At 70.1% G+C, this 24519-nt stretch carries 29 protein-coding genes; 10 read left to right on the top strand and 19 right to left on the bottom strand.

Going from position 1 to position 24519, the window contains the following annotated elements; translation table 11 throughout:
• Positions 1 to 7: 7 nt before the first annotated feature.
• Both FHX33_RS15170 and FHX33_RS15175 read right to left on the bottom strand, forming a co-directional pair.
• Positions 8 to 1735: a cation:proton antiporter gene (locus FHX33_RS15170; RefSeq protein ID WP_183428683.1), complete on the bottom strand. Its 1728-nt coding sequence runs from the start codon at positions 1733 to 1735 to the stop codon at positions 8 to 10.
• A gap of 28 nt (positions 1736 to 1763) precedes the next feature.
• Positions 1764 to 2333: a TetR/AcrR family transcriptional regulator gene (locus tag FHX33_RS15175; protein WP_021758170.1), complete on the bottom strand. Its 570-nt coding sequence runs from the start codon at positions 2331 to 2333 to the stop codon at positions 1764 to 1766.
• A gap of 171 nt (positions 2334 to 2504) precedes the next feature.
• Here FHX33_RS15175 and FHX33_RS15180 point away from each other — a divergent pair, with 171 nt between their 5' ends.
• The 3 genes from FHX33_RS15180 to FHX33_RS15190 all read left to right on the top strand — a co-directional run bounded on the left by FHX33_RS15180 (position 2505) and on the right by FHX33_RS15190 (position 5299).
• On the top strand, positions 2505 to 4175 hold the full coding sequence (locus tag FHX33_RS15180; protein WP_183428684.1) for an MFS transporter: 1671 nt from the start codon (positions 2505 to 2507) through the stop codon (positions 4173 to 4175).
• Between the two features lie 189 nt (positions 4176 to 4364).
• The gene (locus FHX33_RS15185) at positions 4365 to 5111 is read left to right on the top strand and encodes a hypothetical protein (protein WP_155829072.1); all 747 of its coding nucleotides are present in this window, start codon (positions 4365 to 4367) and stop codon (positions 5109 to 5111) included.
• Between the two features lie 23 nt (positions 5112 to 5134).
• The gene (locus FHX33_RS15190; RefSeq protein WP_021764231.1) at positions 5135 to 5299 is read left to right on the top strand and encodes a hypothetical protein; all 165 of its coding nucleotides are present in this window, start codon (positions 5135 to 5137) and stop codon (positions 5297 to 5299) included.
• A gap of 76 nt (positions 5300 to 5375) precedes the next feature.
• Here FHX33_RS15190 and FHX33_RS15195 read toward each other — a convergent pair whose 3' ends face one another.
• The 4 genes from FHX33_RS15195 to FHX33_RS15210 form a co-directional block, all read right to left on the bottom strand.
• Positions 5376 to 6188 carry a CPBP family intramembrane glutamic endopeptidase gene (locus FHX33_RS15195; RefSeq protein ID WP_021764230.1) on the bottom strand — a complete coding sequence of 271 codons (813 nt, stop codon included), beginning with the start codon at positions 6186 to 6188 and terminating at the stop codon, positions 5376 to 5378.
• Positions 6185 to 6589 (bottom strand): hypothetical protein, encoded by a 405-nt coding sequence (locus tag FHX33_RS15200; RefSeq protein WP_021764229.1) that lies wholly within the window; start codon positions 6587 to 6589, stop codon positions 6185 to 6187. The genes FHX33_RS15195 and FHX33_RS15200 overlap by 4 nt, the downstream gene beginning before the upstream one ends.
• Positions 6590 to 6728: 139 nt before the next feature.
• On the bottom strand, positions 6729 to 7280 hold the full coding sequence (locus tag FHX33_RS15205; protein ID WP_021764228.1) for a GIY-YIG nuclease family protein: 552 nt from the start codon (positions 7278 to 7280) through the stop codon (positions 6729 to 6731).
• Positions 7281 to 7311: 31 nt separating this feature from the next.
• Positions 7312 to 7836: a DUF2087 domain-containing protein gene (locus FHX33_RS15210; RefSeq protein ID WP_021764227.1), complete on the bottom strand. Its 525-nt coding sequence runs from the start codon at positions 7834 to 7836 to the stop codon at positions 7312 to 7314.
• A 211-nt stretch (positions 7837 to 8047) separates the two neighbouring features.
• On the opposite strand from FHX33_RS15210, the gene FHX33_RS15215 reads away from it, so the two are divergent.
• On the top strand, positions 8048 to 8704 hold the full coding sequence (locus tag FHX33_RS15215; RefSeq protein ID WP_051337020.1) for a GntR family transcriptional regulator: 657 nt from the start codon (positions 8048 to 8050) through the stop codon (positions 8702 to 8704).
• Here FHX33_RS15215 and FHX33_RS15220 read toward each other — a convergent pair.
• From FHX33_RS15220 to FHX33_RS15235, 4 genes are all read right to left on the bottom strand, one after another.
• The gene (locus FHX33_RS15220) at positions 8701 to 9327 is read right to left on the bottom strand and encodes a GntR family transcriptional regulator (protein ID WP_021764225.1); all 627 of its coding nucleotides are present in this window, start codon (positions 9325 to 9327) and stop codon (positions 8701 to 8703) included. The two genes, FHX33_RS15215 and FHX33_RS15220, sit on opposite strands and share 4 nt — an antisense overlap.
• Positions 9328 to 9495: 168 nt before the next feature.
• Positions 9496 to 11718, bottom strand: coding sequence for an Ig-like domain-containing protein (locus FHX33_RS15225; RefSeq protein WP_183428685.1), 2223 nt, complete (start codon positions 11716 to 11718; stop codon positions 9496 to 9498).
• 332 nt (positions 11719 to 12050) lie between these two features.
• A complete protein-coding gene (locus tag FHX33_RS15230; protein WP_039920980.1) occupies positions 12051 to 12575 on the bottom strand; it encodes a MarR family winged helix-turn-helix transcriptional regulator in 525 nt (174 codons plus the stop codon).
• Between the two features lie 36 nt (positions 12576 to 12611).
• Positions 12612 to 12893, bottom strand: coding sequence for a DUF7882 family protein (locus FHX33_RS15235; RefSeq protein ID WP_021757759.1), 282 nt, complete (start codon positions 12891 to 12893; stop codon positions 12612 to 12614).
• A gap of 176 nt (positions 12894 to 13069) precedes the next feature.
• Between FHX33_RS15235 and FHX33_RS15240 the strand changes: the two genes are divergently transcribed.
• Entirely contained in the window at positions 13070 to 13393 is a 324-nt protein-coding gene (locus FHX33_RS15240; RefSeq protein WP_021757760.1) for a hypothetical protein, read from the top strand.
• A 53-nt stretch (positions 13394 to 13446) separates the two neighbouring features.
• Positions 13447 to 13602 (top strand): hypothetical protein, encoded by a 156-nt coding sequence (locus FHX33_RS15245; protein ID WP_021757762.1) that lies wholly within the window; start codon positions 13447 to 13449, stop codon positions 13600 to 13602.
• A 61-nt stretch (positions 13603 to 13663) separates the two neighbouring features.
• On the opposite strand, the gene FHX33_RS15250 is transcribed toward FHX33_RS15245, so the two are convergent.
• From FHX33_RS15250 to tatA, 3 genes are all read right to left on the bottom strand, one after another.
• The gene (locus FHX33_RS15250) at positions 13664 to 15682 is read right to left on the bottom strand and encodes a sialidase family protein (RefSeq protein ID WP_183428686.1); all 2019 of its coding nucleotides are present in this window, start codon (positions 15680 to 15682) and stop codon (positions 13664 to 13666) included.
• A gap of 76 nt (positions 15683 to 15758) precedes the next feature.
• A complete protein-coding gene (gene tatC, locus FHX33_RS15255; protein WP_183428687.1) occupies positions 15759 to 16526 on the bottom strand; it encodes a twin-arginine translocase subunit TatC in 768 nt (255 codons plus the stop codon).
• Between the two features lie 59 nt (positions 16527 to 16585).
• Positions 16586 to 16783, bottom strand: coding sequence for a twin-arginine translocase TatA/TatE family subunit (gene tatA / locus FHX33_RS15260; protein ID WP_183428688.1), 198 nt, complete (start codon positions 16781 to 16783; stop codon positions 16586 to 16588).
• A gap of 103 nt (positions 16784 to 16886) precedes the next feature.
• On the opposite strand from tatA, the gene FHX33_RS15265 reads away from it, so the two are divergent.
• The 4 genes from FHX33_RS15265 to FHX33_RS15280 are packed head-to-tail and all read left to right on the top strand — an operon-like array spanning position 16887 to position 20239.
• A complete protein-coding gene (locus tag FHX33_RS15265; RefSeq protein ID WP_021758377.1) occupies positions 16887 to 17189 on the top strand; it encodes a twin-arginine translocase TatA/TatE family subunit in 303 nt (100 codons plus the stop codon).
• Complete coding sequence (locus FHX33_RS15270) at positions 17186 to 18199, top strand: Gfo/Idh/MocA family protein (RefSeq protein WP_021758378.1); 1014 nt, start codon at positions 17186 to 17188, stop codon at positions 18197 to 18199. The genes FHX33_RS15265 and FHX33_RS15270 overlap by 4 nt, the downstream gene beginning before the upstream one ends.
• Positions 18196 to 19239, top strand: a complete 1044-nt coding sequence (locus FHX33_RS15275) for a Gfo/Idh/MocA family protein (RefSeq protein WP_183428689.1) — start codon at positions 18196 to 18198, stop codon at positions 19237 to 19239. Before FHX33_RS15270 ends, FHX33_RS15275 begins: the two co-directional genes overlap by 4 nt.
• Before the next feature lie 43 nt (positions 19240 to 19282).
• Positions 19283 to 20239 (top strand): acetylxylan esterase, encoded by a 957-nt coding sequence (locus FHX33_RS15280; RefSeq protein ID WP_021764203.1) that lies wholly within the window; start codon positions 19283 to 19285, stop codon positions 20237 to 20239.
• 232 nt (positions 20240 to 20471) lie between these two features.
• Here FHX33_RS15280 and FHX33_RS15285 read toward each other — a convergent pair whose 3' ends face one another.
• The 6 genes from FHX33_RS15285 to FHX33_RS15310 all read right to left on the bottom strand — a co-directional run bounded on the left by FHX33_RS15285 (position 20472) and on the right by FHX33_RS15310 (position 24381).
• Entirely contained in the window at positions 20472 to 20801 is a 330-nt protein-coding gene (locus tag FHX33_RS15285; protein ID WP_021764204.1) for a carboxymuconolactone decarboxylase family protein, read from the bottom strand.
• Entirely contained in the window at positions 20798 to 21205 is a 408-nt protein-coding gene (locus tag FHX33_RS15290) for a (R)-mandelonitrile lyase (protein ID WP_021764205.1), read from the bottom strand. Before FHX33_RS15290 ends, FHX33_RS15285 begins: the two co-directional genes overlap by 4 nt.
• A 26-nt stretch (positions 21206 to 21231) precedes the next feature.
• Positions 21232 to 22254, bottom strand: coding sequence for a zinc-dependent alcohol dehydrogenase family protein (locus FHX33_RS15295; protein WP_039923125.1), 1023 nt, complete (start codon positions 22252 to 22254; stop codon positions 21232 to 21234).
• A gap of 113 nt (positions 22255 to 22367) precedes the next feature.
• A complete protein-coding gene (locus FHX33_RS15300; RefSeq protein ID WP_021764207.1) occupies positions 22368 to 23147 on the bottom strand; it encodes an alpha/beta fold hydrolase in 780 nt (259 codons plus the stop codon).
• The gene (locus FHX33_RS15305) at positions 23147 to 23680 is read right to left on the bottom strand and encodes a hypothetical protein (RefSeq protein WP_021764208.1); all 534 of its coding nucleotides are present in this window, start codon (positions 23678 to 23680) and stop codon (positions 23147 to 23149) included. The genes FHX33_RS15300 and FHX33_RS15305 overlap by 1 nt, the downstream gene beginning before the upstream one ends.
• Positions 23681 to 23715: 35 nt before the next feature.
• Positions 23716 to 24381, bottom strand: a complete 666-nt coding sequence (locus tag FHX33_RS15310; RefSeq protein ID WP_248616279.1) for a FadR/GntR family transcriptional regulator — start codon at positions 24379 to 24381, stop codon at positions 23716 to 23718.
• Positions 24382 to 24519: the final 138 nt, after the last annotated feature.

Genomic DNA, 24519 nt, shown 5'->3' on the forward strand with positions numbered 1-24519 from the left:
CGGGCGCTCAGCGCGACCGCGACCGCAGTCGCGTCTCCTCGAGGTCGAGCATCGATTGCGCCTCGGAGAGGATGCGCGACGGGTAGAGCCCGCGCGAGCGCTCCAGCAGCAGGCGGTCGCGCTCGGCGTCCACCACGGCGAGCCGGAGCGTGCGGTACAGGTGGTGGGGTCGGCCCTCGGCCGGTGTGTCCGAGAGCAGGATGCGCTCCCACGCCGACTCCGCCTGCAGATACGACGATTGGCGCACGCGCTCGACGATCTCCGGATCGACGGGGGCGGTGCTCCCCGCGACCACCTCCGGCTCGTCGAGCACCTTAAGCCCGGTCTCGCTCAGGTCGTCGAGCAGCTGGGCGAGCAGGCGGCGGTCGTCCTTCACGTCGACGCCCTGCAGCCCGAGCGCCCGGATGAGCCACGGCAGGGTGCCGCCCTGCACGACCAGGCTGACGACCGCGACGGTGAACGCGATCAGGATGAGCTGCGGACGGTACGGGATGTCGGTCGGCAGCGACTGCGCGGCCGCGAGGGTCACGACGCCGCGCATCCCGGACCAGCCGAGCACGACCCCGCCCTTCCAGTCGATCGCCTCCTGCCGGAACTCCTCGAGGTCGCTCCGATGCCGCTGGTACCGCGTCTCGGCGCGCTGCTTGCGTATCGATTGCCAGCGGTACTTGACCGGATGGTCGCGGAAGTAGCTGATTAGGAGCCACTCCTTCAGCACCGCTTTCTCCGCGTGCTGGGCGCGTCTTCGCAAGGAGTAGATGAGCGGCACGATCAGCACGAATCGGATGACGACGAGGGACACCATCGCGATGAGGCCGAGGAGCACGGAGTCCCACACGCTCAGCACCTCGGGGTGGTCGACGTCGGCGACCAGGGTGCGGATCTCCAGCCCGATCAGCAGGAAGACGCCGTTCTCGAGCAGGAACTGGATGGTGCGCCAGTTGATCGTGTCGCTGATGCGCGCCTGAGCCGTGAAGTGCCGCGGCGCCGCGTGTCCCGTGTAGAGCCCCGCGATCACGACGGCGAGCACGCCCGAGCCGTGCAGGGCCTCCGTCGGCGCGAAGGCCGCGAACGGGACGATCACAGAGAGGGCCGTGTCGAGCACGGGGTCGTGGAGCTTCGAGCGCACCCACACGGAGACGAAGCCGACGATGAGCCCGATGATGGCGGCGAGGGCGACCGCCGTGAGGAAGTCGGCGACGCCGGCGAGCGGCGTGCTGAGCGAGCCGACCGCGGCCGCGAGGGCGGTGCGGAGCAGCACCAGGGCCGTCGCGTCGTTGACGAGGCCCTCGCCCTCCAGCACCGTCAGGACGCGGGGCGGGAGGCCGAGCTTGCGGCCGATGGAGGTCGCCGCGACCGCGTCGGGCGGGCTGATGATCGCTCCGAGGGCGATGGCGGCGGCCAGGTTGAGGTCGGGAAGCATCGTGTACAGCACGAAGCCCGAGGCGAACGCCGTGATGATCACGAGCACGACCGAGAGGCCGGCGATCGGCGCCAGGTTGCGGCGGAAGTCGGTGAGGGGGACGCTGATCGCGGCCGCGTAGAGGATGGGTGGCAGCAGCCCGTCGAGGATGATCTCGGGCGGCACGTCGATCTCGGGCACGCCCGGCAGGAACGAGAGCATGACGCCGACGATCACCAGGATGATCGGCGCCGCGACGCCGAGCTTGCGCGCGAACGCGGCCACGCCGACGATGACCGCCACCGCGATCACCGCGTATACGCCGAGCTCCATGAATCCGTAGGCAGTGCGGTCCGGGGCCCTAGCGGGCGCGCAATCCGTCGATGGCCATGGCGATCACGCGGTCCCGCTGCTCGTCGTCGTCGAACGCGACGCCGGCGATCCCGGAGACCATGCGGATGACGTCGCCGATCGTCGCGTCCTCGCGCAGCTCGCCGGCCTGCTGGGCGCGTTCGAGCAGCGGCTCGCCCGCGTCGTAGAGGGAGGTGCGGCAGCTGAGGAGCACGGGGGAGTCCTTGTTGAGACCCTCCAGCAGCGCCTTCTTGGTGCCGATGTAAGTGACGAACCGGCGCAGCCACGCCTCGACGCCGACCCAGGGGTCTTCGAGGTCCGCGGCATCCTCCGCGGCGTGGACCACGGCCTCCACCTCGTCGACGTAGACCGCCTCGACGAGCGCGTCGCGCGTCGGGAAGTTGCGGTAGAGCGTGCCGATGCCGACCCCGGCGCGCCGGGCGATGTCTTCGAGGGACGCGCTGGTGCCGTCCGACGCGAACGCCTCGCGGGCGGCCGAGAGCAGCGCGTCGAAATTGCGGCGCGCGTCCGCCCGCTGGGGGCGCACGACGCCGACATGGGCGGTCTGTGTGCCGGTCACAGCGGGTCCTTCCGAACGGGTCGTCGAAACAAGTATGCCAGAAAGGGTTGCGAAGCGGAGGCGGCCTCCGGTAATGTCATCAACGTAACCGGAGGCTCCCTCCGAACGGAGCCTGCCTCCAATTGTAGCCGCTCTCGCGGCATCTCCTCGAGAAACGGAAGAAAAACCGACATGTCTCGATCTCGACCCGGCATCACCTTCGCCATCCTGGCCCTCAGCGTGGCCTCATTCGCCCTCCTGCAGTCCCTCGTCGTCCCCGTCCTGCCCGTGATCCAGTCCGATCTCGGCACGACGACCTCCGGCGTGACCTGGACCATGACCGCCTGGCTCATCGCCGCCGCGGTCGCCACTCCCGTGCTCGGCCGCGTCGGCGACATCGTCGGCAAGCGCCGGGTGTTCGTTCTCTCCTTGCTCGCCGTGGCGCTCGGCAGCGTCATCGCCGCCGTCGCGCCGTCCATCGGCGTGCTGATCGCCGGCCGCGTCGTCCAGGGCGTCGGCGGGGCGATGTTCCCGCTCGCCTTCGGCATCATCCGCGACGAGTTCCCGGCCCGCCGCCTCCCGTCGGCCATCGGCGCCATCGCGTCCGTCATCGCGATCGGCAGCGGTCTCGGGACCGTGCTCGCGGGCCCGCTGGCCGAGGTGCTCAGCTGGCGTGGCCTGTTCCTCGTGCCCGTCGCGCTGACCGTCACCGGCGCCGTCCTGACGCTGATCTTCATCCCGGAGTCCCGCGAGCGCGCCGCCGGCGGGGTCAATCCGTGGTCGGCCGTGCTGCTCTCGGGCTGGCTGATCGCGCTGCTCCTGCCGCTCAGCACGGGCGCGCAGTGGGGCTGGGCCTCTCCGCAGGTGATCGGCCTGTTCGTCGCCGCGGCTCTCCTGCTGGCCGCCTGGGTGGTCGTCGAGCTGCGCTCGCGGCACCCGCTGGTCGACATGCGGCTGATGCGCGAGCCCGGCGTCTGGTCCATGAACGCCGCGGCGATCTTCATCGGCGCCGCCATGTTCGCCGTGTTCGCGTACTTCCCGCGGTTCGTGCAGACGCCGACCGCCAGTGGATACGGTCTCGGCGCCTCCGTGGCGGAATCCGGGATGCTCATGCTCCCGATGCTCGTGACCATGGCCGTGACCGGCTTCGCCAGCGGGCCGCTCGCCCGCTGGGTCGGGTTCCGCGCGCAGATCGTCGTCGCGGCCGTGCTCATGTCGGCGGCGAGCCTGTCGCTCGCGTTCCTGCACAGCTCGCTGTTCGACGTGGCCGCCGCCTCCGGCGTCTTCGGGATCGGTCTCGGCCTCATCTACGCCGCCATCACGAGCGTCGTCGTGCAGAGCGTCCCGGCCACCCAGACCGGAGTCGCCAGCGGGATGAACGCCAACCTCCGCACCGTCGGCTCGGCCATCGGCGCGGCCGTCATGACGGCGCTAGTGACCGGCGCGACCGCCGCGAACGGCCTCCCGGCCGAGTCCGGCTACACCGCGGGCTTCACGACCGCCGGCCTGCTGGCGCTCGGCGCCGGCGCCGTCACGGTGCTCGCCGCGGTGGTCATGCGCTCGCGCAGCCGTCGCGCCACGGCAGACGCCGAGCTGGCCGCGGTCGCCGGGCTCGCCCGGCTGCAGGATCGCGAGCCGGTCTCGGTGCCGCAGGCGCAGCCCGCACTGTCGCAGCCCGCACTGTCCCTGGCCGAGGTCGAGTCGCTCGCCGTGCCGGTGATGCTCGCCGAGCTCGCGGAGGCCGCCGAGTTCGACCGTCTCGCCGCGAAGGTCGAGGAGACCGTGGCGGCGGAGACCCCCGTCGCCGAGCCGCTCACGCACCCCGCCCACCCGGCCCGAACGGAGCAGCTCGAGGTCGCCTGACCCACCTTCACCTCCACCTCCCGCACCTCCCGCCAGACGTGACTAGTCGCGGGTGTCCAGGCCCGGACACGCGCGACTAGTCACGTCTCGGGTCGTGCGTCGTAATGTACTTATACTCTTGTTCAGAATTTGCGTAGATGAAACTCTGGATTTAAGGCGATCAACGGAGATCGCAGATCGGAGTTCATAATGAAAGGCCAATCGCGCAAACTGATAAGCGCACTCATTGGAATGGGGGCCGCTGTCCTTCTCGCCGTGACGACATCGCTGCCGGCCACTGCGGACGGAGCCGCCGTGGCCGTTCCAGCGGTGAGCACGCCGGCCAGCCAGACGAAGGACACCCTCGCTCAGATGCAAGGCATGGTCGACCGATGGAGGCCTCTCTCCGTGGAGGTCACTCGAACTCTGGCACAAAAGGCTCGCAGCCTGGAAGCGGAACAAGGCGGTCTACGTGTCGACTATTCCCGCGCATCCGCGTGGCAGGTTGATCGATCGACTCGAGTAGTTCGAATCCCCGCCGCGGACGGTCAGTCGGTGCTCAATGAGAGTTCCCTCTCGGTGGTGTTCGATGAATCGGACGCGGTCGTAGGCACGAGCGAGATGATCTTCACGCCGGTGTCGGAGGTCTCCGGACGGGTGCAATCGTGGGTGGACGGTGCGCTCCGATTGGATCAGACGGTCGACGCACCGGGTATCGACGCCGACGCGGCGTTCGCTTCCCGCGCGTATCAGAAGGGTGACTGGTGGGGGAACTTCAACCAGTGTCTTTCCAATGCGGGTATCGCGTCGTGGGTGATCGCCGGAATCGCCTTGGCTTGCTCGGCGATTTGCGTCGTCACTGTCGGGGCCGGTTGTGTTGCTTGCCTCGGGGCTGCTTCGGCAGGATTCAGCGGCACCGTTAGCTTTTGCATCACGACCGCGAATCTGAACTCATGACAAGGCCGATCACAGGGCGACCGATGGCATCCGCGCTCACGGTCGCTTTGAGCCTCGCCTTCGTCGCGGTCCTCCTGCTCGCCCTCGCCGTGCCGACGGCGTTCGTGGCATGGATGTGGGCGCTCGCCGCCGGTCTCCTGGTGGCTGCGACGACGTGCGCTGTCGTCGCCTACGCGCGGCGAAAGTAGTCACCTCCCGCCAGACGTGACGAGTCGCGGGTGTCCAGGACCGGACACCCGCGACTCGTCACGTCTCGCGGAACGCTCAGGAGTGGGCGCGCACCGTCATCAGGGTGGTGGAGACGAGGTTGAAGAACACGTGCGTCCAGATGCCGGGGCCGAGACGGCCCGTGCGGGCGGCGTAGATGCCGTTGACCAGGCCGAGGCAGAAGGTGACGACGCCCAGGTTGGTCATGGTGACCGGGCTGCCGATGCCCTCGTGCAGGTGCAGCGCGGCGAAGAGCAGCGAGCTGCCCAGCACGGCCACGACGACCGCCGTGCGCTGAGTGCCGCGGGACGGCTCCCCGACGGAGCGTCGGAGGATGCTGTTGCGGATGCCGCGCAGCACCAGTCCGCGCAGCAGCAGCTCCTCGCAGAACGGCGCGACGACCGCGACCGCGATGAAGCCGTTGACGACGAGCCACACGCCGTCGGACGAGGCCGCCTGGTCGTTCGAGGTGCTCACCTTGCCGTAGAGCGCTTCGATGATCGCACTGATCGGCGCGGTGACGAAGACGAGCCCCACTCCGGTGCCGAGGCCGATGAAGACGTCGTACCAGCGGAACGCCAGACCGTAGTCGACCCGCAGCGAGCCGGAGCCACGGTTCTTCGCGATGAGGACCGCTGCCACGATGACCGCGGCGTAGGTCACGACCCAGACGATCAGGCTCGCCAGGTTCTCGTCGATGCCGGCCGCCTTCACGATCGCGACGAGCACGATCCAGACGACCGCGACGGCGACGACCGCGAGCAGGGCCGTGGGAAGCCCCCACCGCACCCGCGGGTCGGGCGCGTACGGCACCCGCTTCTTCGTGGAGGCGGGTGGCGGAGCCGCCGGCTCGGTTTGCGCCGCGGTCATGCGCGGCGGAAGTGGGATCGGGCGGAGGGCAGCCACATCAGCACAGCCGCCACGACGACCGCGATGCCGCTGAGCAGGCCGATCAGGTCGCCGGTGAGGATGGTGGCCACGAGGCCGAGCAGCACGATCACGCCGATGATCGTGAGCACGATGCGCGACCAGTTCGCGCCGCGCAGCAGGAACAGGCCGAGGAAGACGCGGATCAGCGCGCCGATGACCGCGCCGGCGATGCTGCCGATGACGATGCCCGGGCCGGTCGCGGTGTGCACCGCCGGGTTGTCGAGCAGGGCGGGGAGGCCGAGGAAGAACGACAGCAGACCGAGGGCGGCGCTGGCGATCCAGATCCAGAACGAGGCGACGACGATGCGGGGCACGCCCACGGTGGTGAAGGGCTGGGACACGAGAGTTCCTTCGGGTAGAGGAGGGACGGATGGCGTGGACAGGGTCGTCCACTCCCACCGTTATCGGCACCTCCGCGCGATCCGTCATGGGCGACGTATCAGCCGTATCGCCCCGCGATTCCGTGCCAGGAATGCGGTATCAGGCCCGCGCCGCCCGCTCGCTCCGCCACCGCGCGAGGAGTGCCCACGGGTCGCCCGCGGCGGCTCGCAGACCGGCGACGTGCCGCAGCAGCCGCGCGTCGGTCTCGAACCATTCGGTGCCCGGGATGCGCAGGTCGGCGAACTCCGCGTGCCGCCGCTGCTCCCATGTCCGGTCGCCGCGCTCGAACGCGAGCACCTCGTCGTGCGGGAGGGAGGCGAACCGCTGCGCGGGGTTCGCCGTGGTGCCGATCTTGATCCGGTCGCGGAACCGCAGGTAGTAGACGACGTCGACCCGGGAGGCGGCCGCTCCCTCGGGCGGGAGCTCGCCGGCACGCCACTCGCACACCGCGCAGAGCCAGCCGGACGGGTACCGCACGCCGAGCCGCGATCCGCAGAACGCGCACGGCGACGGCAGCAGATCGGTCACCCCGAACTCTCCAGCGGCCCAATCGTGCGCCTCGAGCAGGTGCGCCAGGCACAGGGGGAGCGGCGCGCCGGGATGCCTGGCGTCCGCGCACACGGCGCAGGAGCCCGGCGGAGTCGTGGTCATGCCGGGACGCTACCGCGGCCTCCCGACAGTCTCACTCCGCGTCGGTGCGCGAGTACGACGATCCGGACGCGGTGCGGCCGACCAGCCCGCTGTCGACCAGGTGCCGCCGCAGTGCCGCCGTGTCGTCGCCGAATCGCTGCAGCCGTTCGCCCAACCGGGCTTCGTCGACGACCTCGCCGGGGGCGAGCACCGTCCCGGCGATGTGGCGGAACAGCTCGGCGCGATCGGCCGCAGACGACGGGTACCGGTCGATCCGTCCCTCTGCATCGAGGAAGCGGTCGACTCCGGTGCGCGGCGGCCGCGCGGGAGCGTTGCGGAGCGCGCGGGTGAACCGATCGACGGCGATGGAGGCGGTGCCCTCCTCGATCGTGATGAGCCCTGCCCGCGTCGCGGCATCCAGCGCGCGCTGACGACGGGACGGGCTCAGCCCCGCACCCACCTCGTCGAGCGGCCTCCCCAGCTCCACCTCCGCGAACACCCGACGCGTGTCGGCGTTGGCGAGCGCGGCGACGAGAGGGCGCCAGTCGGCCGGCTCGGAGGGGGCAGAGGAAGACATCTCCTGAGAATACGCGCGCGGAAGACGGCAGACGGTGCCTGTAGGGGCGGCGACTACGCAACCAGGGAGCGCGGGTACGTAACGACAGCGGTGCGATCATTTCCGATCTGATTTTGAACCTAATATGTTGATGTACTGGTTAGACACGATGTGTCGCTCGGTCCTGACGAATCCTGGAGATCCCGTGCCCGTCCCGACGAAAAGCAGCCCTGTGACAGGCAAGCGCGTGCTGCTGCGCGATGTCGTCCGCGACCAGCTGCGCGACGCAATCCTGGACGGGACGTTCCAGGCTGGCGAGGTGCTGCACGATGCGGAGCTGATGGAGTGGCTCGGCGTCTCCCGCACGCCGCTCCGGGAGGCGATCAACGATCTCGCTCGCATGGGGCTCATCGAGATGGAACCCAATCGCTACACCCGCGTGGTGAATCCGAAGCCCTCCGAGATGGTCATGGCCTTCCACACCCTGGGGGTGCTGCACGGCGGGGCTGTCGCGCTGGGGCTGCTTCGGCTCTCGCCCGAGCGCCGGCGTGAGGTGGACGACCTGGCCACCCTGTGGATGGCTGCCGTCCGTAAGCGTGACATGAGTGGTATCCGAGACTCGTTCAATGCCATCTTCGCGATCTGCGCCGAGGGCTCGGGCAACGCCATCTACCGCACGCTGCTCGGGGAGGAGACGTACGGGCTGCGGTACCTGACGATCATGGGCGTGCTCGCGCGGCTGATCGACGACAGGGGATGGACCGAACTCGAGAGTGCGGCCGGCCAGCTTCTCCGCGCGCTCGCGGCCGACGACGCCGAAGCGGCCCGGGTCGCGGTCGAACGCGCGCATCTGGGGTGGATCACGCCCGACGAGCACGACGCGCGTTAGCGGCACCACCTCCCGGCGACGTCGGTCGCGAGCGTCGAGAAGAAGAGGTTCACGCGGTGCCGGGCGGCCTCCACATCACCGGCGATGTCCGAGCCGAGTCGGCGCATCTCCCGCGCTCCGCCGGCCCGCTGAACGAGCTCGGGATGCGCGTGCAGCAGCCGGAGCGTGCGGAAGAGGACGAGCTCGGTCAGCTGCTCCATCAGAGGTGACCGGGCGTCCCGCATGACGAGGCGGATGATGGCCTCGAACTGGGCGACACCGTTGTCGTCGGTACGGTCGGCGAGGTCGAGCCGGTAGTCCAGCTCGAGCTCGAGTTCAGGGGTGATCCGATCCTCCTGGAGGCGAAGGTCGAGCGTGCTGTGCAGGATGCGGAGCGAGCGGACCGTATCGTCGTCGATGCGTTCGGACACTCGCGTATACCGGTTCGGCGAGGACTCGACGAGGCCGGCCCGGATCAGGCGCCCCAGTGCCTCCCTCACCGGCGTGCGCGAGACCCCGAATCGGTCCGCGAGGTGATCGACGTCGAGCTGGGTGCCGGGCGGGAAGGTGCCGTCGACGAGCTCATCGCAGAGGACGTCGAAGACGTCCTGGCTCAGAAGGCGTCGGTTCGCGAGGGGGGTCAAGAGCGGCGCCTCCGGTCGTCGTGGCTGAGTCTGTATGCCGATGGCCGCACTCGCGTTGTCGCGGGTGCGGCCATCGGGTGGAGCCTGCCCATTTCTCGGAGGCGCTCCGTGTGGAGAGTTGAGGGGGTGGTGGGCGGACGCCGAGTGCGTCCGCCCACCGGGGTGCTGCTAGTTGGTGCTGATGCTGCGGCGGCGGAGGATGCCGATGAAGGCACCGGCTGCGGCCAGGAGCGCCAGGGCGGCTCCGCCGGCGATCGCCGGGTCCATCAGCGGGGTGGCCTCGTCCTCACTGACCACGACGATGGCGCCGAGGTCGGTGCTGACCGGGTCCGCACCGGGGGTGGTGTGGGTGATCGTGACGTTGTTCGGGCCCTGCGGGAGGCCGCTGATCGGGGCGGACCAGTTGCCGTCGCCGTCGACCTCGGCCGAACCGATGGTGTTGCCGTCCTTGTCGGTGATGACGACGGTGGTGCCGGGCTCGCCCTTACCGGTGAACACGTCGCCGTTCTTGACGTCGGTCGACTCGGTCAGGTTCGGGGTGAGGACCTCGAACTTGTTCACGGACTCGGTCATCTCGTAGGTGTTGTCGGCGAGCTGGATGGTGTCGCCGTCCTTCGTGACGATCTCGATCGTCAGGTCGGTGTCACCGTTGGCCGGAGCCGGGGAGAGCGTGGTCGACCAGGAGCCGTCCGCGCCGACCTCGACGCTGCCGAGGACGTTGCCGTCCTTGTCCTTGATGTTCACGATGTCGCCATCGATGCCGGTTCCGGAGAACACGGTGTCGGGGGTGATGACACCATCCTGGCCCGGGGTGGCCACGGTGCGGGCATCCTCGGATCCTTCCATGACCACGTTGGTGTCGGCCACCTTGGTGCCGCCGACCTCGATGATCAGGTTGACGTCACCGTTCTTCGGGGCCGGGTCCAGGGTCAGCGACCACTGGCCGTCGTCACCGACGACACCCTCAGCGAGGATGTTGCCGTTGCCGTCCTTGATGACGACGGTCTCGCCCTTGCCACCGGTTCCGGTGAACACGGTGTCCGGGGTGATCGTGGCGCCGTCCTCGGGGCCGGAGTAGGCGGGGGCCTCGTCCGAGCCGGTCATCGTGATGGACGGGTTGGCGACCGTCTCGTCACCGATGGTGACGGTCAAATTGTGGTCGCCGTTGATCGGCGCCGGGTCGAGCTTCAGCGACCAGGTGCCGTCGGCACCGATCTCGGTCTGACCGAGGACGTTGCCCTGGTCGTCGGTGATGGTGACGGTCTCACCCTTGGTGCCGGTTCCGGTGAACACGGTGTCGGGGGTGACGGTGTCGCCGGTCTTCGGGCCGGTGTAGGCGTTGGGCTCCTCGGAGCCGGTCATGACCAGGTTCGTGTCCGCGAGCTGCTCGGTGATCTCGTCCGCGCCGGTGATCTCGATGACGAGGTTCACGTCACCGTTGGTGGGGACCGGGTTCAGCGTGGTCGACCAGTGGCCGTCCGGGCCGACGGTGGTGGTGCCGAGCACGGTGCCCGCGCCGTCCTTGATGACGACGGTCTCGCCCTTGGCTCCGGTTCCGGTGAACGCGGTGTCGGGGGTGATGGGCCCGGAGGTGGGGCCGGTGTAGGCACGCGCCTCATCCGACTGCGTCATCGTGTAGTTGCCGTCGGCCAGCGTGGTGGACTTGCCGTCGGTGTCGAGCGCGACGACCTTCAGCGCAACCGTTCCGTTGATCGGCGCCGGGTCAAGGGTCAGCGACCAGGTCTTGTCCGCACCAGCGGTCGCGGTGCCGATGGTCTTGCCGTCCTTGTCCAGGACGGTGATGACCGTGTTCTGCTCCGCCTCACCCGAGAAGACCGTACCGGGGGTGATCTCCGAATTCGGGAGCGGCGACGCCAACGACGGAGCGACCGTGACCGGAGCGGTCAAGGCATATCCCGCCTGGAAGTTTGTATCGCCAAAGTAGGCGCGCGGCTTATCCGTAGAGGGGCTCAAATTGAGGTTGGTCGACGCGTTCAGGAGTCCGAAGGTGTCCGCGCCCCACGACGTGCCCGTCCACATCTGAGAGGGAAGCGTGTCGTTGCAGGTGACGAACGTCGTGTAGCTACCGGTGGTTGCGGGCGACTGGATGCACTTCCCGTTGAACGAGATGGTTCCGGTGGCGCCCACTCCGGGGTACGTCCACAGTGGGATGGTTCCGTTGGCGACGCCCGCGGCGACGTTGCTGGACGTGCCCGTGGTTCCGTCTGCCTTGATGTAATACGTCGAGGAGACGAGCGGCCCGACGACCATGCCCGCGTTGTCGGCCGCGCTGGCCGGTGCCGCGAAGGCGAGGCCGGCGGCGGTGAGGCCGAGAAGGGTGGCGCCGGCGACAGCGGCGCGCCCTGCTCTCTTCTTGAATGTGTTGTTCACGGTGAACTTTCTTCTTCGGGTTGTGTCCGGCTCGTGGGCCGGACGTGGGAATCGCGAGCTCTAGGACGGCGCGCTCGCGTGCGCGGCGGGGCGATCGCGTTGCAGGTGTTCGCCTCGGGTTGACGTCGTCTCGGGCGAGGCTCGATTCGATCCTCGGCGGCGACAAGAAAAGCTAACCATTGCGCAAAGCCAACATTTCAGCATGCCAATGCACATTCCGTAGTCGTGGAACGTTGATTACGCAGCCGCGGAAAAAGTCCAGTAGGCGAGACCCGGGGAACTCAGCAGTTCGACGAGCGTGTCAGCCGTCGGCCCAGACCGGCCGAGCCGCGTCAGCGTCGGGCGCGTCCCGGCGGCGGAGTGTCGATGCGGTCCACCGCATCCCGGAGCCGGTCGATGAAGGCGACCACGGTGTCCGCCTCGGCGTCCGACAACGAGGCGGCGACCTCCACGAGCTCTTCGCGCACGTCGCCGAGGATGGCCTTCTGGGCGTCGTCGGTCGGGGTGGTCGGCTCGATGATCAGGGCCCGCCGGTCGAACGGGCTCGGGATGCGGCGCACGTGGCCCGCCTTCTCGAGTCGGTCGAGCAGGACGGTGATGGAGGAGCTCTGCACGCCGAGGTACTCCCCGAGCTCGCGCGGTCCGACGCTCACGCCGCGCTCTCGCGCGCGCAGCAGGTAGCGCAGCGCGGAGATGTCGTTCTCGCTCATTCGCATCGCGTGTTCGGAGCGGCGCTGGAGGGCCGTTTCGGCCGCGCCGTACGCGCGGATGGCCTCGAGCACGCCGACGGCACGCTCCCGATCCATGTCCGGACCGCGCCGGTTGTGAGGCGTCGAACTGCGCTCGCCCGTCGTCATGGCAACGATGATAGACCAGCCGGCCAGCCGGTTCGGCTATCCGGGCAGCACCACTCCGCTCGCCCGCGTGGTCATGTCCATGAGCTCATCGAGCCAGGCCTGATCGAGCCGGCCGACGTGTTCGGCGCCCACTTCGTACCGCAACGGGATGGCGTTGTCGATCCAGACGGAGGTGCGCGTGTCCTTCTCGCCCCGGGTCGGCCAGCTCAGGAGGAAGGGCTCCCGGCGGCGCAGTTTCACCGTGACGACGGCCAGGATGTGCGCGACGGTGCGGTCGTCGAACTCGTATGACTCCCCGTCGTAGACGAGCGCGCCCATCTCTGTCCTTTCGCTCGATAACTAGCCGATCTAGCTTTCCAAAGGATGGAAAACATTGCGGCCGACATAAGTAAATACCATCCCGAAACAGGCCGATCAACCCCTCCGGTGAAAGTTGCCTCGGCGCCTGTTTATCTCGATGATCTAGTTACTTGTCCAGTGAGAAGGAGCGCCCGATGAGCAGTGCAGTCGAGGAGACGTCCCGCGTCGCATGGCGCACGCCCGTCGACGGGCTCTGGGTCGCAGAGACTCCCGACGACTACCTCGGCATGGTGGACCGCTCGAACGACGGCTTCGTCGCGACGGGCGCCACCGGCCAGGACCTCGGCGTCTTCCCGACGCTGCAGGGCGCGCAGGTGGCCGTCTACACGCGGTGGTTCCGGGGCGACGAGTCGTCCTCGTCCGGTCGCTGGGCTCTCCCGGTGGCCTCGGCGACCGCGGTCGCCGTCGCGATCCCCGCGCTCATCGTCGGAGTCGCCGCGGCGGCCACTCTCATCTGACCGTCCGCGTCAGACCCTCACGCATCAGACCCCCGAAGAAAGAAGGCACACCCATGCTCGCACTCATCATCGTCCTCCTCGTGATCTGGGCCGTCCTCGCCGTCCTCGGCTTCGCGGTCAAGGGCCTTCTCTGGCTCGCGATCCTCGGCCTCGTGTTCTTCGTGATCACCGCGATCGTCGGCTGGCTCCGCCGCGGGAGCAAGGCCTGACACCACCTCGAGCCTGATCCGACGAGGGCGCCGCGGGAGACCGCGGCGCCCTCGTCGTGTGTCAGGAGACGCGCACGGGTGCTCCCAGGATGCGGCTGCTCCCCGTCACCGCGCCGGCCGTCACGGTCCACGTGGTGTCCGGCACGAAGTAGCCCTGCGCCGCCTCCGCCGCGGTGACCGTGTGGAGGGGGGTCGAGCACACATAGGACGCTCCCGCCGCGAGAGCGGTGTACCGGCAGTTCCCGGTGCCGCTCGGCACGAAGGGCGCGAGGTTGCCCGCGGTCGGCACCACGTTCGCGGTGGACGTTCCCGTGTTCGTCACCCGGAACGTGTACGCGACTTGGTCGCCGACCGCGTACGGGGAGGTCGCGACGTTCCGCTCACCGTCGGAGTCGGCGCCCGCGATCACCACGGACGCGAGAGTCGTCGTCCCCGAGGAGACACCGCCGGTCAGTGCCAGCGGCAGCCCGAGTACACGGGTGGCGGCGACGGAGTCACCGGTGCTCGTCCACGTGGTGTCCGGCACGACGTACCCCTGGGATGCCTCGGCCGCCGTCACCGTGTGGCGCGGGGTCGAGCAGGTGTAGGACGCGCCTGCGGCGAGGCCGGTGTAGCGGCAGTTCCCGGCACCGGCCGGGACGAGCGGGGTGAAGTTCCCGCTGGTCGGGGTGACGGTCGACGCTCCTCCGCCCTGGTTGCGCACGGTGAACGCGTACGGGACGACGTCGCCGGCTGCGTAGGGCGAGGCGCTCAGGTCGCGGGAGGTGTCGGTCCGGCCGCCCGAGATCGTCAGCGACGCCAACCCCGTCACGCTGTCGCAGGCCGCGCCGAGCCAGGCGTCGTCGAAGCGTGCGAGGGTCATCGCGGTGAAGGAGCTGTTCTCGTAGAGCACGCCGAACCATCCCGGGGCCATGCGGGTCGCCGTCGAGTATCCGGAGTACCCGGCGTTGATCTGCCGCGCGTACGGCCAGGTCGCACCGTCATCGCACGAGACCCGGGCCGTCAGATTCGAGCGGGCCGATTGCGAGGCCGTGTTGGTGAAGAGCAGCACCTTCGCCTCGGGAGAGCCGGCGGGTGCGTCCGGGTAGACGCGGGTGATCGACGCATTGTTCGTGGGGTCGGGTAGCTCGGTGTCCTGGCTGACCGGGCCATAGGTCTGGCCGCCGTCCGACGAGATCGCGACCTTGCGATAGCCGCCTCCGGCGTTGTCGCGCGAGTTCAGGAGCACTCGGCCGTCCGAGAGCTCGACCACCTTGTTCTCGTCCATCCGGGTCCCGACGAACGCGCCCCGCTGCCAGGTGGCGCCGTGGTCGTCGGAGTAGACGCTGTAGGCCTGGATGGCGTTCGTGCCGTCGGCCTGCCGCACATCTCCGGCGAACTGCTGGATGAGCCGGCCGGCGTGGGCGCCGTACCGCAACTGGATGCCCTCACCCGAGGTCGCGAACATGCTGCGCACGTCGCCGGCGACCGGGGCCGTGGTGCTCGCGCCCGGCTTCACGACCGTGGTGATCAGCCGCGGGGCGCCCCACGTCACGCCCGCATCCGATGACTCGGACACCTGCGCGCTGATGACCTGGCGGTTCGCGTCGTCGTTGCCGAACGCGCTGCCGCCGAACCCCTGGTCCTTGGAGTAGACGGAGAAGAGGAAGACCTTCCCGGCGACGGCGTCGTAGACCAGGCTCGGGTCGCTGTACCCGCTCTTCGGGGACGACGTCACCCCGGCGCGCACGGTGGTCAGTGCTCCCCAGGTCTGGCCACCGTCCGTGCTGCGCCGCAGGACGATCGAGTTGGGGTTGGGGGAGTCGGCGGCACTGCCGGGCCGGCCGTCCCAAGCGGCGAGGACGACACCGCCGCCGAGGGAGGCGAGGGCCGGGATGCGGTAGTTGGCGTACGGCGACGCGGGGGCACCGGAGATGTCCACGGTGCTGAATGAGCCGGGCGGGTCGGCGGGCGCCGCGGTTGCCGGCGCCGCCGGTGCGGCGAGAGCGGCTGCGGTGACGAGTGCGATCAGGCCGGCGGCGACGGTCCCCGCTCGAGATCGTCGACGGAGAGGGGCTCCGGTGGTGGGGCGTGGTGACATGACGTTCCTTCCTTCCAGTGGTGCACGACGGTGTGTCCGGGTGGGGTGCTAGGCGTGTCGGTGCCGCGTGAGCGGATCAGGGGAGCGGCAGCTCCGTGGGGGAGGCGGCGAGAAGTGCGGCCGCGCGCCGGTCGGTGCGGAGATCGTGCAGGGCGGCGACACCGGCCGCCGCGAAGTAGAGCGCGACCATCGGCACGGCGAGCACGAACATCGAGAGCACGTCGGCGGCGGGAGTCGCGATGGCCGTGAAGAGGGCGATCGCGATGATCGCCACGCGCCAGGAGCGCAGGATCGTCTTCGCGCGCAGCACGCCGACGAAATTGAGGAGCACCACGGCGACCGGGAGGACGAAGGCGATCCCGACCGCCAGGACGAGTTTGAGCACGAAGTCGAAGTAGGTCTTCGCCTGCACGATCGCCGCATCCTGCTCCGGCGCGAAGCCGGTAAGGACGCCGACCATGTGCGGCAGCACGAACCACCCGGCGGCGCACCCGACGAGGAAGAGCGGCACTGCGGTGAAGAAGAACCCGAACCCGTAGAGGCGCTCGCGGCGGGACAGCGCCGGGACGAGGAAGGCCCAGATCTGGAAGAGCCAGACCGGGCTCGAGACGATCACCCCGACGGTGATCGCGACCTGCATGCGCAGGTCGAACGCTCCGGTGATCGTGTCGTAGTTGAGCTCGGCCATCCGGTGCTGCGTGTCGGCGATCTGCTCGATCGGCACGCGCAGCGCGTCGAGCACGGGCGCGGCCAGGAACCAGCCGGCGACCGCGCCGGCCAGCAGCGCCGCGGCGGAGCGGAAGAGCCGGCGACGCAGCTCGGCGAGGTGGCCGGCGATCGGCATGCGCCCCTCGGGCGCCCGGCGACGCCGCCGGGTGGGAGCGGATGGCGCGCCGGCCGTCATCACCGCTCCGAGGCGGCCGGTGCCGGCGTCTCGGGAGTCTCGTCGCGGCCACCCAGCTCCGGCTTCACCTCGTTCTTGAAGATGCGCATCGACTGGCCGAGGCTCTTCGCCAGGGCGGGGATCTTCGGGGCGCCGAACAGCAGAAGGATGATGGCGACGATGATCAGGGCATGCCACCCGTTGAGGTTCGCGAACATCGGAAGAGGCCTTTCTCTGCGTGGTCCACGGCGACTGCCGTGCGGCACACTCAAGCACATATGACGTCTGATGTCCAATGGATTCTGTGCTACGGTCGCTCCCATGCTCGGTCTCACGTTCGACAAGATCGTCGTCGTGGGCGTCATCGCCGCCTTCGTCGTCGGGCCAACGCGCCTTCCCGGATACGCCGCCTCCCTCGCCGCCTTCGTGCGCCGATTGCGACAGACGGCGGCCGGTTTGAAAGCGCGCGTCGACGACGAGATCGGCGAGGAGATCGACTGGCAGAAGCTCGATCCGCGCCGGTTCGACCCGAGGTCCATCGTGCGCAGCGCCCTGCTGGACGACCTCCCCGCTTCCGCGGACCGAGCCGAGACCGGGGCCGACCCGGGAGAGGAACCACGATGACGTTCACGGTGGCCGTGCTCGGTACGGGCGCGTTCGCGAGGGAGCACCTCCTGGCGCTGCGAGGGATACCCGACGTGCGTGTGAGCCACGTCGCCGGGTCGAGCCTGGAGCGGGCGACCGAGCTCGCCGCCCTGGTGCCCGGGGCGCGAGCGACCACCGACCTCGCCGCCGTCGTCTCGCATCCGGAGGTGGACGGGGTCGATGTGTGCAACGCGACGCCCGACCACGCAGCGTGGACGATCGCCGCCGGGCGCGCGGGCAAGCATGTGCACGTGGACAAGCCCGCCACCCTGACCGTCGAGGCGTTCGACGAGATGGTCGCCGCCACCGAGGGGCGCGGACGCACCCTCATGGTCGGCCAGACCGTGCGGTTCCAGCCGGCGGTCGCCGAACTGCAGGCGCGGGCCGCCGCCGGCGCGATCGGCGACCCGCGCCTGCTGCACATCACCTGGTACACCGGGCACGTGTGGCCGGGAGGCTGGCGCGGCTGGCAGCTCGACACCGGGAAGTCGGGCGGTCATCCCGTGCACAACGGCACGCACGCGCTCGACCTCGCAGTCTGGCTGATGGGATCGGAGCCGGTCGAGGTGTTCGGCCGGGACTTCCCGACCTTCGCCGCCGAGATGCCGATGCCCGACAGCTTCCAGCTGCTGGTGCGCTTCGCGAACGGCGCGCTGGCCACGATCGAGCTCTGCTACGCGCTCACCCAGCCGGGACGGTTCCTGCGCCGGGTGCTGCTCGCCGGCACGGAGGGAACGCTGCTCCACGACACCGACGCGGAGCCCGGGCTCGCATCGCCCCGGCACAGCGCGCCCCCGGCGTCTCTCGACGGCGCGCTCGCCGATCAGCTCGCGCACTGGGTGCGGGCCGCCCAGGGGAGGGAACCGATGATCGTCACCACGGAGCAGGCACGGGCTGCGCTCGCCACCGCCGTCGCCGCCCAGCGCTCGCTGCGCACAGGGCGTCCGATCGCCGTCGAGTCCGCTCCGGTCGGGGTGGGCGCCCGATGACGGCGCTGCGGGTCGCCTTCGCGAGCGGTGTGCGCCACGCGGGTTCCTACCTGGACGAGCTGCGCCGGGATCCCCGGGTCGAGATCGTCGGCGTGGCCGAGGAGGCGGACGCCCCCGCGTGGATGCACGCCGACGGGCGCCGCGCGGCCGCCGACGCCGGCGTGCCCTGGCTGGAAGACATCCGCTCGGCCTCCGACCCGGACCGCGTCGACCTGACCGTGGTGTGCAGCGAGCCGACCCGGCACGCGCGGCTCGCCGCGGACGCCATGTCGGCCGGGGTGCACGTGCTGGTCGACAAACCGGTCGCGACGACGCTCGCCGACGTGGACGCCCTCCTCGACCTGGACCGCTTCACGCCAGGGACGGTCTCGGTCGTCAACCGGACGCACGCGGCCGCGCTCCGCCGCACCCGGGCGTGGATCGACGCCGGCCACCTCGGGCTGCCTCGCCACGTCGACGCGGAGTTCCTCGCGAGCGGCGCCTTCTTCGCCCGTTCCGTGGAGCGTCCCGAGCTGGTGGTCGACCCGGCGCTGAGCGGCGGAGGCGAGATCCTGAACTTCCTGGGCTACTGCGCCGATGCCGTCCTGCACCTGACCGGACTGGAGGTCGAGAGCGTCTACGCGATGTCCGGCGCCCTGTTCGCGGCCGGGCATGCCGAGCACGGCGTCGAGGACACGGCCGTCGTGTCGCTCGGGCTGTCGAACGGGGTCACGGCGACGCTGACCGTCGGCCGCATCCCCTTCGCCCCCGGGCTCGGGCCCACGAGCAGCTCGGTGCGCGTGCTCGGCTCGCACGGTCATGCGACCGCCGACGACGACCAACCGGCGGTGCTGCGGTTCGGCGCGGAGGGCCTCGCCGCGCATCCGATCGGCGGTGGCGGCGGCGTGGCCCCCGTGCGCGCCTGGCTGACGCACGTCGTCGACCGGCTGATCGCGGGGGCCGCCCCCGACTACGGTCTGGCCGAGGCGCGCGCCTCGCTCGCCGTCATCGACGCCGCCTACCGATCGATCGCCGCCGGAGACGCCGTCCGTCCCGGCTGACTCCGCCCGAACCGACCCTGGCCCGAACCGACCCTGGAGACCCGTGTTCACCGACCTCCCCGAGTCCGCGCTGCGCGACTACCGCAGCGCGGTCGCCGATCCGCCCGACTTCGACGCGTTCTGGGAGCGCACGCTCGCCGAGAGTCGTCGGCATCCCCTCCTGACGCGTCTGGAGCCCGTCGACACGGGGCTGACGACACTCGACGTCTACGATGTGCGGTTCGGTGGCTACGCGGGGGAGGAGGTCGCCGCCTGGCTGCGCGTCCCGCGGGGCGCCGACGGGCCGCTGGCGGCGGTGGTGCAGTTCCACGGCTACGGGCGAGGCCGAGGGGACGCGGTCGAGAACCTCCTCTGGGCGTCCGCCGGCTACGCCCACCTCGAGCTGGACACGCGCGGCCAGGGCTGGAGCGGCTCGCGCGGCGTCACGCCCGACTCCGGACCGGGCGCGGGACAGGTGCCGGGCTTCCTCACCCGTGGCATCGACCATCCCGAGACCTACTACTACCGCCGGGTGTTCGCCGACGCGGTGCGTGCGGTCGAGGTCGTCCGAGCTCTCGACATGGTGGATTCGGACCGCGTCTCCGTCTTCGGCGTCAGCCAGGGCGGCGGCATCGCGCTCGCCGTGGCCGGCCTGGTCCCTGGCCTCGCGCGGGTGGCGGCGCGCGTGCCCTTCCTCTGCGACATCCCGCGCGGCATCGTCGCCTCCGACCGCACGCCGTTCCGCGAGATCACCGATCATCTGGCCCATTACCGCGATCGCACGGACGACGTGCTGCGCACGCTCTCGTATTTCGACGGGGTGAACTTCGCCGCCCGCGCGAGCGCGCCCGCAACCTTCACGGTCGCGCTGATGGATCCGATCTGCCCGCCGTCGACCGTCTACGCCGCCTACAACGCGTACGCCGGTCCCAAGACCCTGCACACCTGGCGCTACAACGGCCACGAGGGCGGGGGGATCGACGACGACCTGCTGACGCTGCGCGCGCTCAGCGGGACGTGAGCCGGGAGGGGCCGGATGAGCACCGGGGGAATGTGCTCATCCGGCCCGATGCGCGAGCTTCCCGAAGCCGCGCATCCTCGCGGCCCTGGCAGCCGCGATCCGGAACATCCGGAGAGCTGCAAGTCTTGAGCATTCCCGGGTGGGGCCGGGTGGCACCCACCGCCATTTGGGCGGCGATCAGGTCGGAATTGCGACGTCGGAGCCTCCCGTTAGGGGGACAAAAGGCCCGGCCTCAGTCCCGTTCGAACACCTCTTTCGCCATCGTCATGGCCGACATCGCCTTGGGCCAGCCGGCGTAGAACGCGAGATGGGTGATCGCCTCGATCAGCTCCTCCTGCGTCGCACCGTTGTCGCGGGCGAACGCGAGGTGGAAGCGGAGCTGCTCGACGTTGCCGCCGGCCAGGAGGGCCGCCACCGTCACCAGGCTGCGGTCGCGCTTCGAGAGCTCGGGACGCTCCCAGACCTCGTCGAAGAGCACGCGGTCCGTGTAGTGGACGAGGCCGGGGGCGAAATCGCCGAACGCCTGCTGTCCGCCGGTCCAGCCGGTCGTCTCGTCGCTCACGCGCGGCGCCCCTCGTACTCGGCGTCGGTGATGTGCTCTTTCCACGTGGTGGTCGCGGCGGGGTCGTCCGCGGCCTCCAGGATCGCGAGATGCTGCATGAAGCAGTCCGGTGCGGCGGCGTGCCAGTGGTCCTGACCGGGCGGGGTGTAGAGCGTCTCGCCGGGATGCACCTCGATGACGTTGCCGTCGCGGTCGCCGAAGCGGGCCACGCCCTCGGTGACCCGCAGGTACTGGCCGCGGGCATGGCTGTGCCAGGCGGTGCGGGCGCCCGGCGCGAAGCGGACGAGCGCGACGGTCGTGCGCTGGTCGGCGTCGTGCGGGGCGACGATGCCGTCGACCCAGACGTCGCCGGCGAACTGCTCCGGCGGGTTCTTCGCCGTCGGCGTGCGGGGTTCGATGTTCATGGCGGTTCCTTTCGTGGTGGAGAGGCTCAGAAGGTGAGGAGCACTTTCGTCGCGGTCCGTCGATCCATAGCGTCGTACCCTTCGGCCGCGCGGTCGAGGGGCAGCGTCAGGTCGAAGACGCGGCCCGGGTCGATCTCGCGGTCCCAGATGAGCCGGATGAGGTCGGGGAGGAAGCGCCGGACGGGTGCCGGGCCGCCGAGCAGGTGCACCTCGGCGAAGAACAGCTCGTCGGCGGGCAGGGCGACGCCGTCGTGGGCGACGCCGACATACCCGACGTGGCCGCCCGGGCGGGTGGAACGGATCGCCTGCAACAGGGACTCCTGGGTGCCGACGGCCTCGATCACGGAGTGGGCGCCGAGCCCGCCGGTGAGCTCCTTGATCTTCGCCACTCCCGCGTCGCCGCGCTCCTCGACGATGTCGGTCGCGCCGAACTCGCGGGCGAGGGCCTGGCGATCCGCATGTCGCGACATCGCGATGACGCGCTCGGCACCGAGCTGCCTGGCGGCGAGGACGCCCATGAGGCCGACCGCCCCGTCACCCACCACGACGACGGTCTTGCCCGGGCCGGCCTCGGCGGCGACGGCGGCGAACCAGCCCGTCCCCAGCACGTCCGAGGCGGCCAGCAGCGACGGGATGAGGTCGGCGTCGGGCTGTCCGGGCGTCGCCACCAGGGTGCCGTCGGCCAGCGGGATGCGCGCCTTCTCGGCCTGGGTGCCGATCCCGCCCATCATCACGTTGTGCACGCACCGGGATTGGTACCCGGCGCGGCAGATCTCGCAGGTGTTGTCGGAGGCGACGAACGACCCGACCACGAAATCGCCGGGCTTCACGGTGGCGACGTCGGCTCCGACCTCCTCGACCACCCCGACGTACTCGTGCCCCATCGGCGCGTGGTCGGCGTGCTCGGTGCCGCGGTACGGCCAGAGGTCCGACCCGCAGATGCAGGTCGCCGTCAGGCGGATGATCGCGTCGGTCGGCTCCACGATCACCGGGTCGGGCCGCTCCGCGACGACGACCTCGCCCGGGGCGTTCATGATGACTCCACGCACGGCTGCGCTCCTTTGTTCTCGGGGTGTGCATCCAGTCCACCCCGTCCCGAACGCGCGTGGGAGTCCCTGACGAGCCGTGTACTGACAGGGCACCCCTCGCGGGCGTCCACGGCTCAGGAGGCCGGCGTCCCCATTTCGAACCGCTCCACAAAGCCGGCGATCCGCCGTGCGGCCTCCCGCGGATCGCGGATCATCGTCTCGTGCCGGTGGCCCGGCACCTCGGAGTACCGCGCGTCCGGGATGCTGTCCACCACGAACCGGCACCACCGGGGCGGGCACACGTGGTCGTCCGCTCCGCGCAGGACCAGGGTCGGCGCCGCGATCCTGGGGTATGCGAGCTCGGGGCGGTGGCTCAGCATCGCGTGCGTCTTGCCGCGCAGGTTCGGTCCCGCCCGCAGGTACTCGCGCCCGCCGCGGTAGAGCACGAGCGGGTTCTCACCCGCGAGGTCGCGGATGAGCCGCCCCAGCTGCGGCCCCAGGCGGCGGGCCCGCCGGTCGACCGTGGGCGCGACCAGGATCAGCAGTTCGACCAGCGCCGGATGTCGCGCGGCCAGCTCGGACGCCACCTGCGTCCCCATCGAGTGACCGATGACGACGACAGGTCCGAGCCGCGCGCCGCGGACGAACGCCGCCACGAGGTCGGCGGTGCGCTCCATCGTCAGGGTGCGCTCCGGTTCGGGAGCCGAACCGTATCCCGGCAGGTCCACGGCGATGACCCGCCCCCGACCGGCGAGGATCTCGGCCAGGCCGTCGAACACCTTCCTGCCCATCCCGATGCCGTGGAGGAGCAGGAAGACGGTCCGGCCGGCACCTCTCTCTTCTGCCACGAGCGTCGCGCCCGCGTGCGAGAACGACGTGACGACGGGATCGGCGGTGAGATCGGCGCCGGGCATCAGCCCTCGGGACGATCGGTCGACAGGTGATCGAGGAGCTCGTCGAGGCTCCCGAACGTGAGCGTCTCGACGTCGTCATCGTCGCGCTCGTCGATCTCGACGTCGTCGTAAGCGAGGTGCTCGTCGAGGAGCACGCGGATCACGCTGTCCGGGAACTGCCGCGGCGCGTCGAAGGAGAGCAGCACCGCGTCGACGAACACCACGACCGACTTCAGGGCGAGGTCGTCGCGCAGGTCCGCCTCCTCGGCGACGGAAGCGGGTCCGACGGACTCCTCGATCTCCGATACTGCCGCCTCGAGGATCTCGCGCCATGCGGTCGAGGACAGGCTCAGGAAGTGCTCGACCCGGTCAGCGAGGGGGTCGGCCTCGAGCGAACCGCGATCCTCGATCTCTGGATCGACGTTGACCATCACGTCACCGTCGATCGCAGCGAACCGGACCGGCCCATAGACGAAGGAGTCCTCGATCTCGGGAGACGGGATGAGGCCGCGGCGGGCGAGTTCGTCCTTCAGGGAGTCGAGGGATGCGTTCATGCCGCCCACGCTACCGGGATCCGTCGGGCATCAGGTCAGGACGCGGACCCGAGACCGCGTCGCAGCGGGATGTAGTGGGTCACGACGGCCTCACGGAAGGCGGCGACATCCCCGGCTTCGGCAGCGCGCAGCATGTCCCCGTGCGCCCGGGCGGTCTCGTCGAGGTCGGTCGCGGGCGGGAGCCCGAGACGCGGGTACACGACGGTGTTGACCTCCCAGAACGCGGTGACCAGCTGGCCGACGAGCGCGTTGTCGAGGTGGGCGAGCAGCTCCGAGTGGAAGGCGCGGTCCTCTTCGGCGAAGGGTTCGCCGAGGCCGCTCTTCTCCTCCATGGTCTCGACGAGCTCGTGGAGGCGGGGGTTGCTGGTGCCGACCATGGCGGCGCAGATCTGCTCGGCCATGGCGAGGTCGAGGGCTTCGCGCACCTCCACCACCTCGCGCAGCGCGGCGAAGTCGTCCTCCGGCCGGAGCACGCCGCGGAAGACGAGTCCCTCCACCAGCGGGGCGAGAGACAGCTGGCCCACGTAGGTGCCGTACCCGTGGCGCACCTCGACGATGTCGAGGGCGGCGAGGGTACGCATCGCCTCACGTACGCTGGAACGGCTCACCCCGAGCTCGGCGCAGAGTTCGGCCTCCGTCGGGAGCAGTTCGCCCGGCTTGAGACGGTGGATGAGGATGTAGTCCTTGATCTGGTCCGTCACCGACGTGCGGCGTTGACTGGGCGCAGAGGAGAACATTCCGGAGGGTGTGGGCTCAGGCGCCATCGTCGACTTGACCTTTCCGCGGGACGTGCATTACGTTCACTATACCCAAGTAGGACATCAGACGTCCGACATCAC

The organism is Leifsonia aquatica (genome assembly GCF_014190775.1).
Taxonomy (GTDB): Bacteria; Actinomycetota; Actinomycetes; order Actinomycetales; family Microbacteriaceae; genus Leifsonia; species Leifsonia aquatica.

What these genes read in the sequence shown, in the direction of transcription:
- FHX33_RS15170 (WP_183428683.1), bottom strand. Translation starts at nt 1,735, where the DNA reads ATGGAGCTCGGCGTATACGCGGTGATCGCGGTGGCGGTCATCGTCGGC.
- FHX33_RS15180 (WP_183428684.1), top strand. Translation starts at nt 2,505, where the DNA reads ATGTCTCGATCTCGACCCGGCATCACCTTCGCCATCCTGGCCCTCAGC.
- FHX33_RS15185 (WP_155829072.1), top strand. Translation starts at nt 4,365, where the DNA reads ATGAAAGGCCAATCGCGCAAACTGATAAGCGCACTCATTGGAATGGGG.
- FHX33_RS15190 (WP_021764231.1), top strand. Translation starts at nt 5,135, where the DNA reads ATGGCATCCGCGCTCACGGTCGCTTTGAGCCTCGCCTTCGTCGCGGTC.
- FHX33_RS15195 (WP_021764230.1), bottom strand. Translation starts at nt 6,188, where the DNA reads ATGACCGCGGCGCAAACCGAGCCGGCGGCTCCGCCACCCGCCTCCACG.
- FHX33_RS15205 (WP_021764228.1), bottom strand. Translation starts at nt 7,280, where the DNA reads ATGACCACGACTCCGCCGGGCTCCTGCGCCGTGTGCGCGGACGCCAGG.
- FHX33_RS15210 (WP_021764227.1), bottom strand. Translation starts at nt 7,836, where the DNA reads ATGTCTTCCTCTGCCCCCTCCGAGCCGGCCGACTGGCGCCCTCTCGTC.
- FHX33_RS15230 (WP_039920980.1), bottom strand. Translation starts at nt 12,575, where the DNA reads ATGACGACGGGCGAGCGCAGTTCGACGCCTCACAACCGGCGCGGTCCG.
- FHX33_RS15235 (WP_021757759.1), bottom strand. Translation starts at nt 12,893, where the DNA reads ATGGGCGCGCTCGTCTACGACGGGGAGTCATACGAGTTCGACGACCGC.
- FHX33_RS15240 (WP_021757760.1), top strand. Translation starts at nt 13,070, where the DNA reads ATGAGCAGTGCAGTCGAGGAGACGTCCCGCGTCGCATGGCGCACGCCC.
- FHX33_RS15245 (WP_021757762.1), top strand. Translation starts at nt 13,447, where the DNA reads ATGCTCGCACTCATCATCGTCCTCCTCGTGATCTGGGCCGTCCTCGCC.
- FHX33_RS15250 (WP_183428686.1), bottom strand. Translation starts at nt 15,682, where the DNA reads ATGTCACCACGCCCCACCACCGGAGCCCCTCTCCGTCGACGATCTCGA.
- tatC (WP_183428687.1), bottom strand. Translation starts at nt 16,526, where the DNA reads ATGCCGATCGCCGGCCACCTCGCCGAGCTGCGTCGCCGGCTCTTCCGC.
- tatA (WP_183428688.1), bottom strand. Translation starts at nt 16,783, where the DNA reads ATGTTCGCGAACCTCAACGGGTGGCATGCCCTGATCATCGTCGCCATC.
- FHX33_RS15265 (WP_021758377.1), top strand. Translation starts at nt 16,887, where the DNA reads ATGCTCGGTCTCACGTTCGACAAGATCGTCGTCGTGGGCGTCATCGCC.
- FHX33_RS15270 (WP_021758378.1), top strand. Translation starts at nt 17,186, where the DNA reads ATGACGTTCACGGTGGCCGTGCTCGGTACGGGCGCGTTCGCGAGGGAG.
- FHX33_RS15275 (WP_183428689.1), top strand. Translation starts at nt 18,196, where the DNA reads ATGACGGCGCTGCGGGTCGCCTTCGCGAGCGGTGTGCGCCACGCGGGT.
- FHX33_RS15290 (WP_021764205.1), bottom strand. Translation starts at nt 21,205, where the DNA reads ATGAACATCGAACCCCGCACGCCGACGGCGAAGAACCCGCCGGAGCAG.
- FHX33_RS15300 (WP_021764207.1), bottom strand. Translation starts at nt 23,147, where the DNA reads ATGCCCGGCGCCGATCTCACCGCCGATCCCGTCGTCACGTCGTTCTCG.
- FHX33_RS15305 (WP_021764208.1), bottom strand. Translation starts at nt 23,680, where the DNA reads ATGAACGCATCCCTCGACTCCCTGAAGGACGAACTCGCCCGCCGCGGC.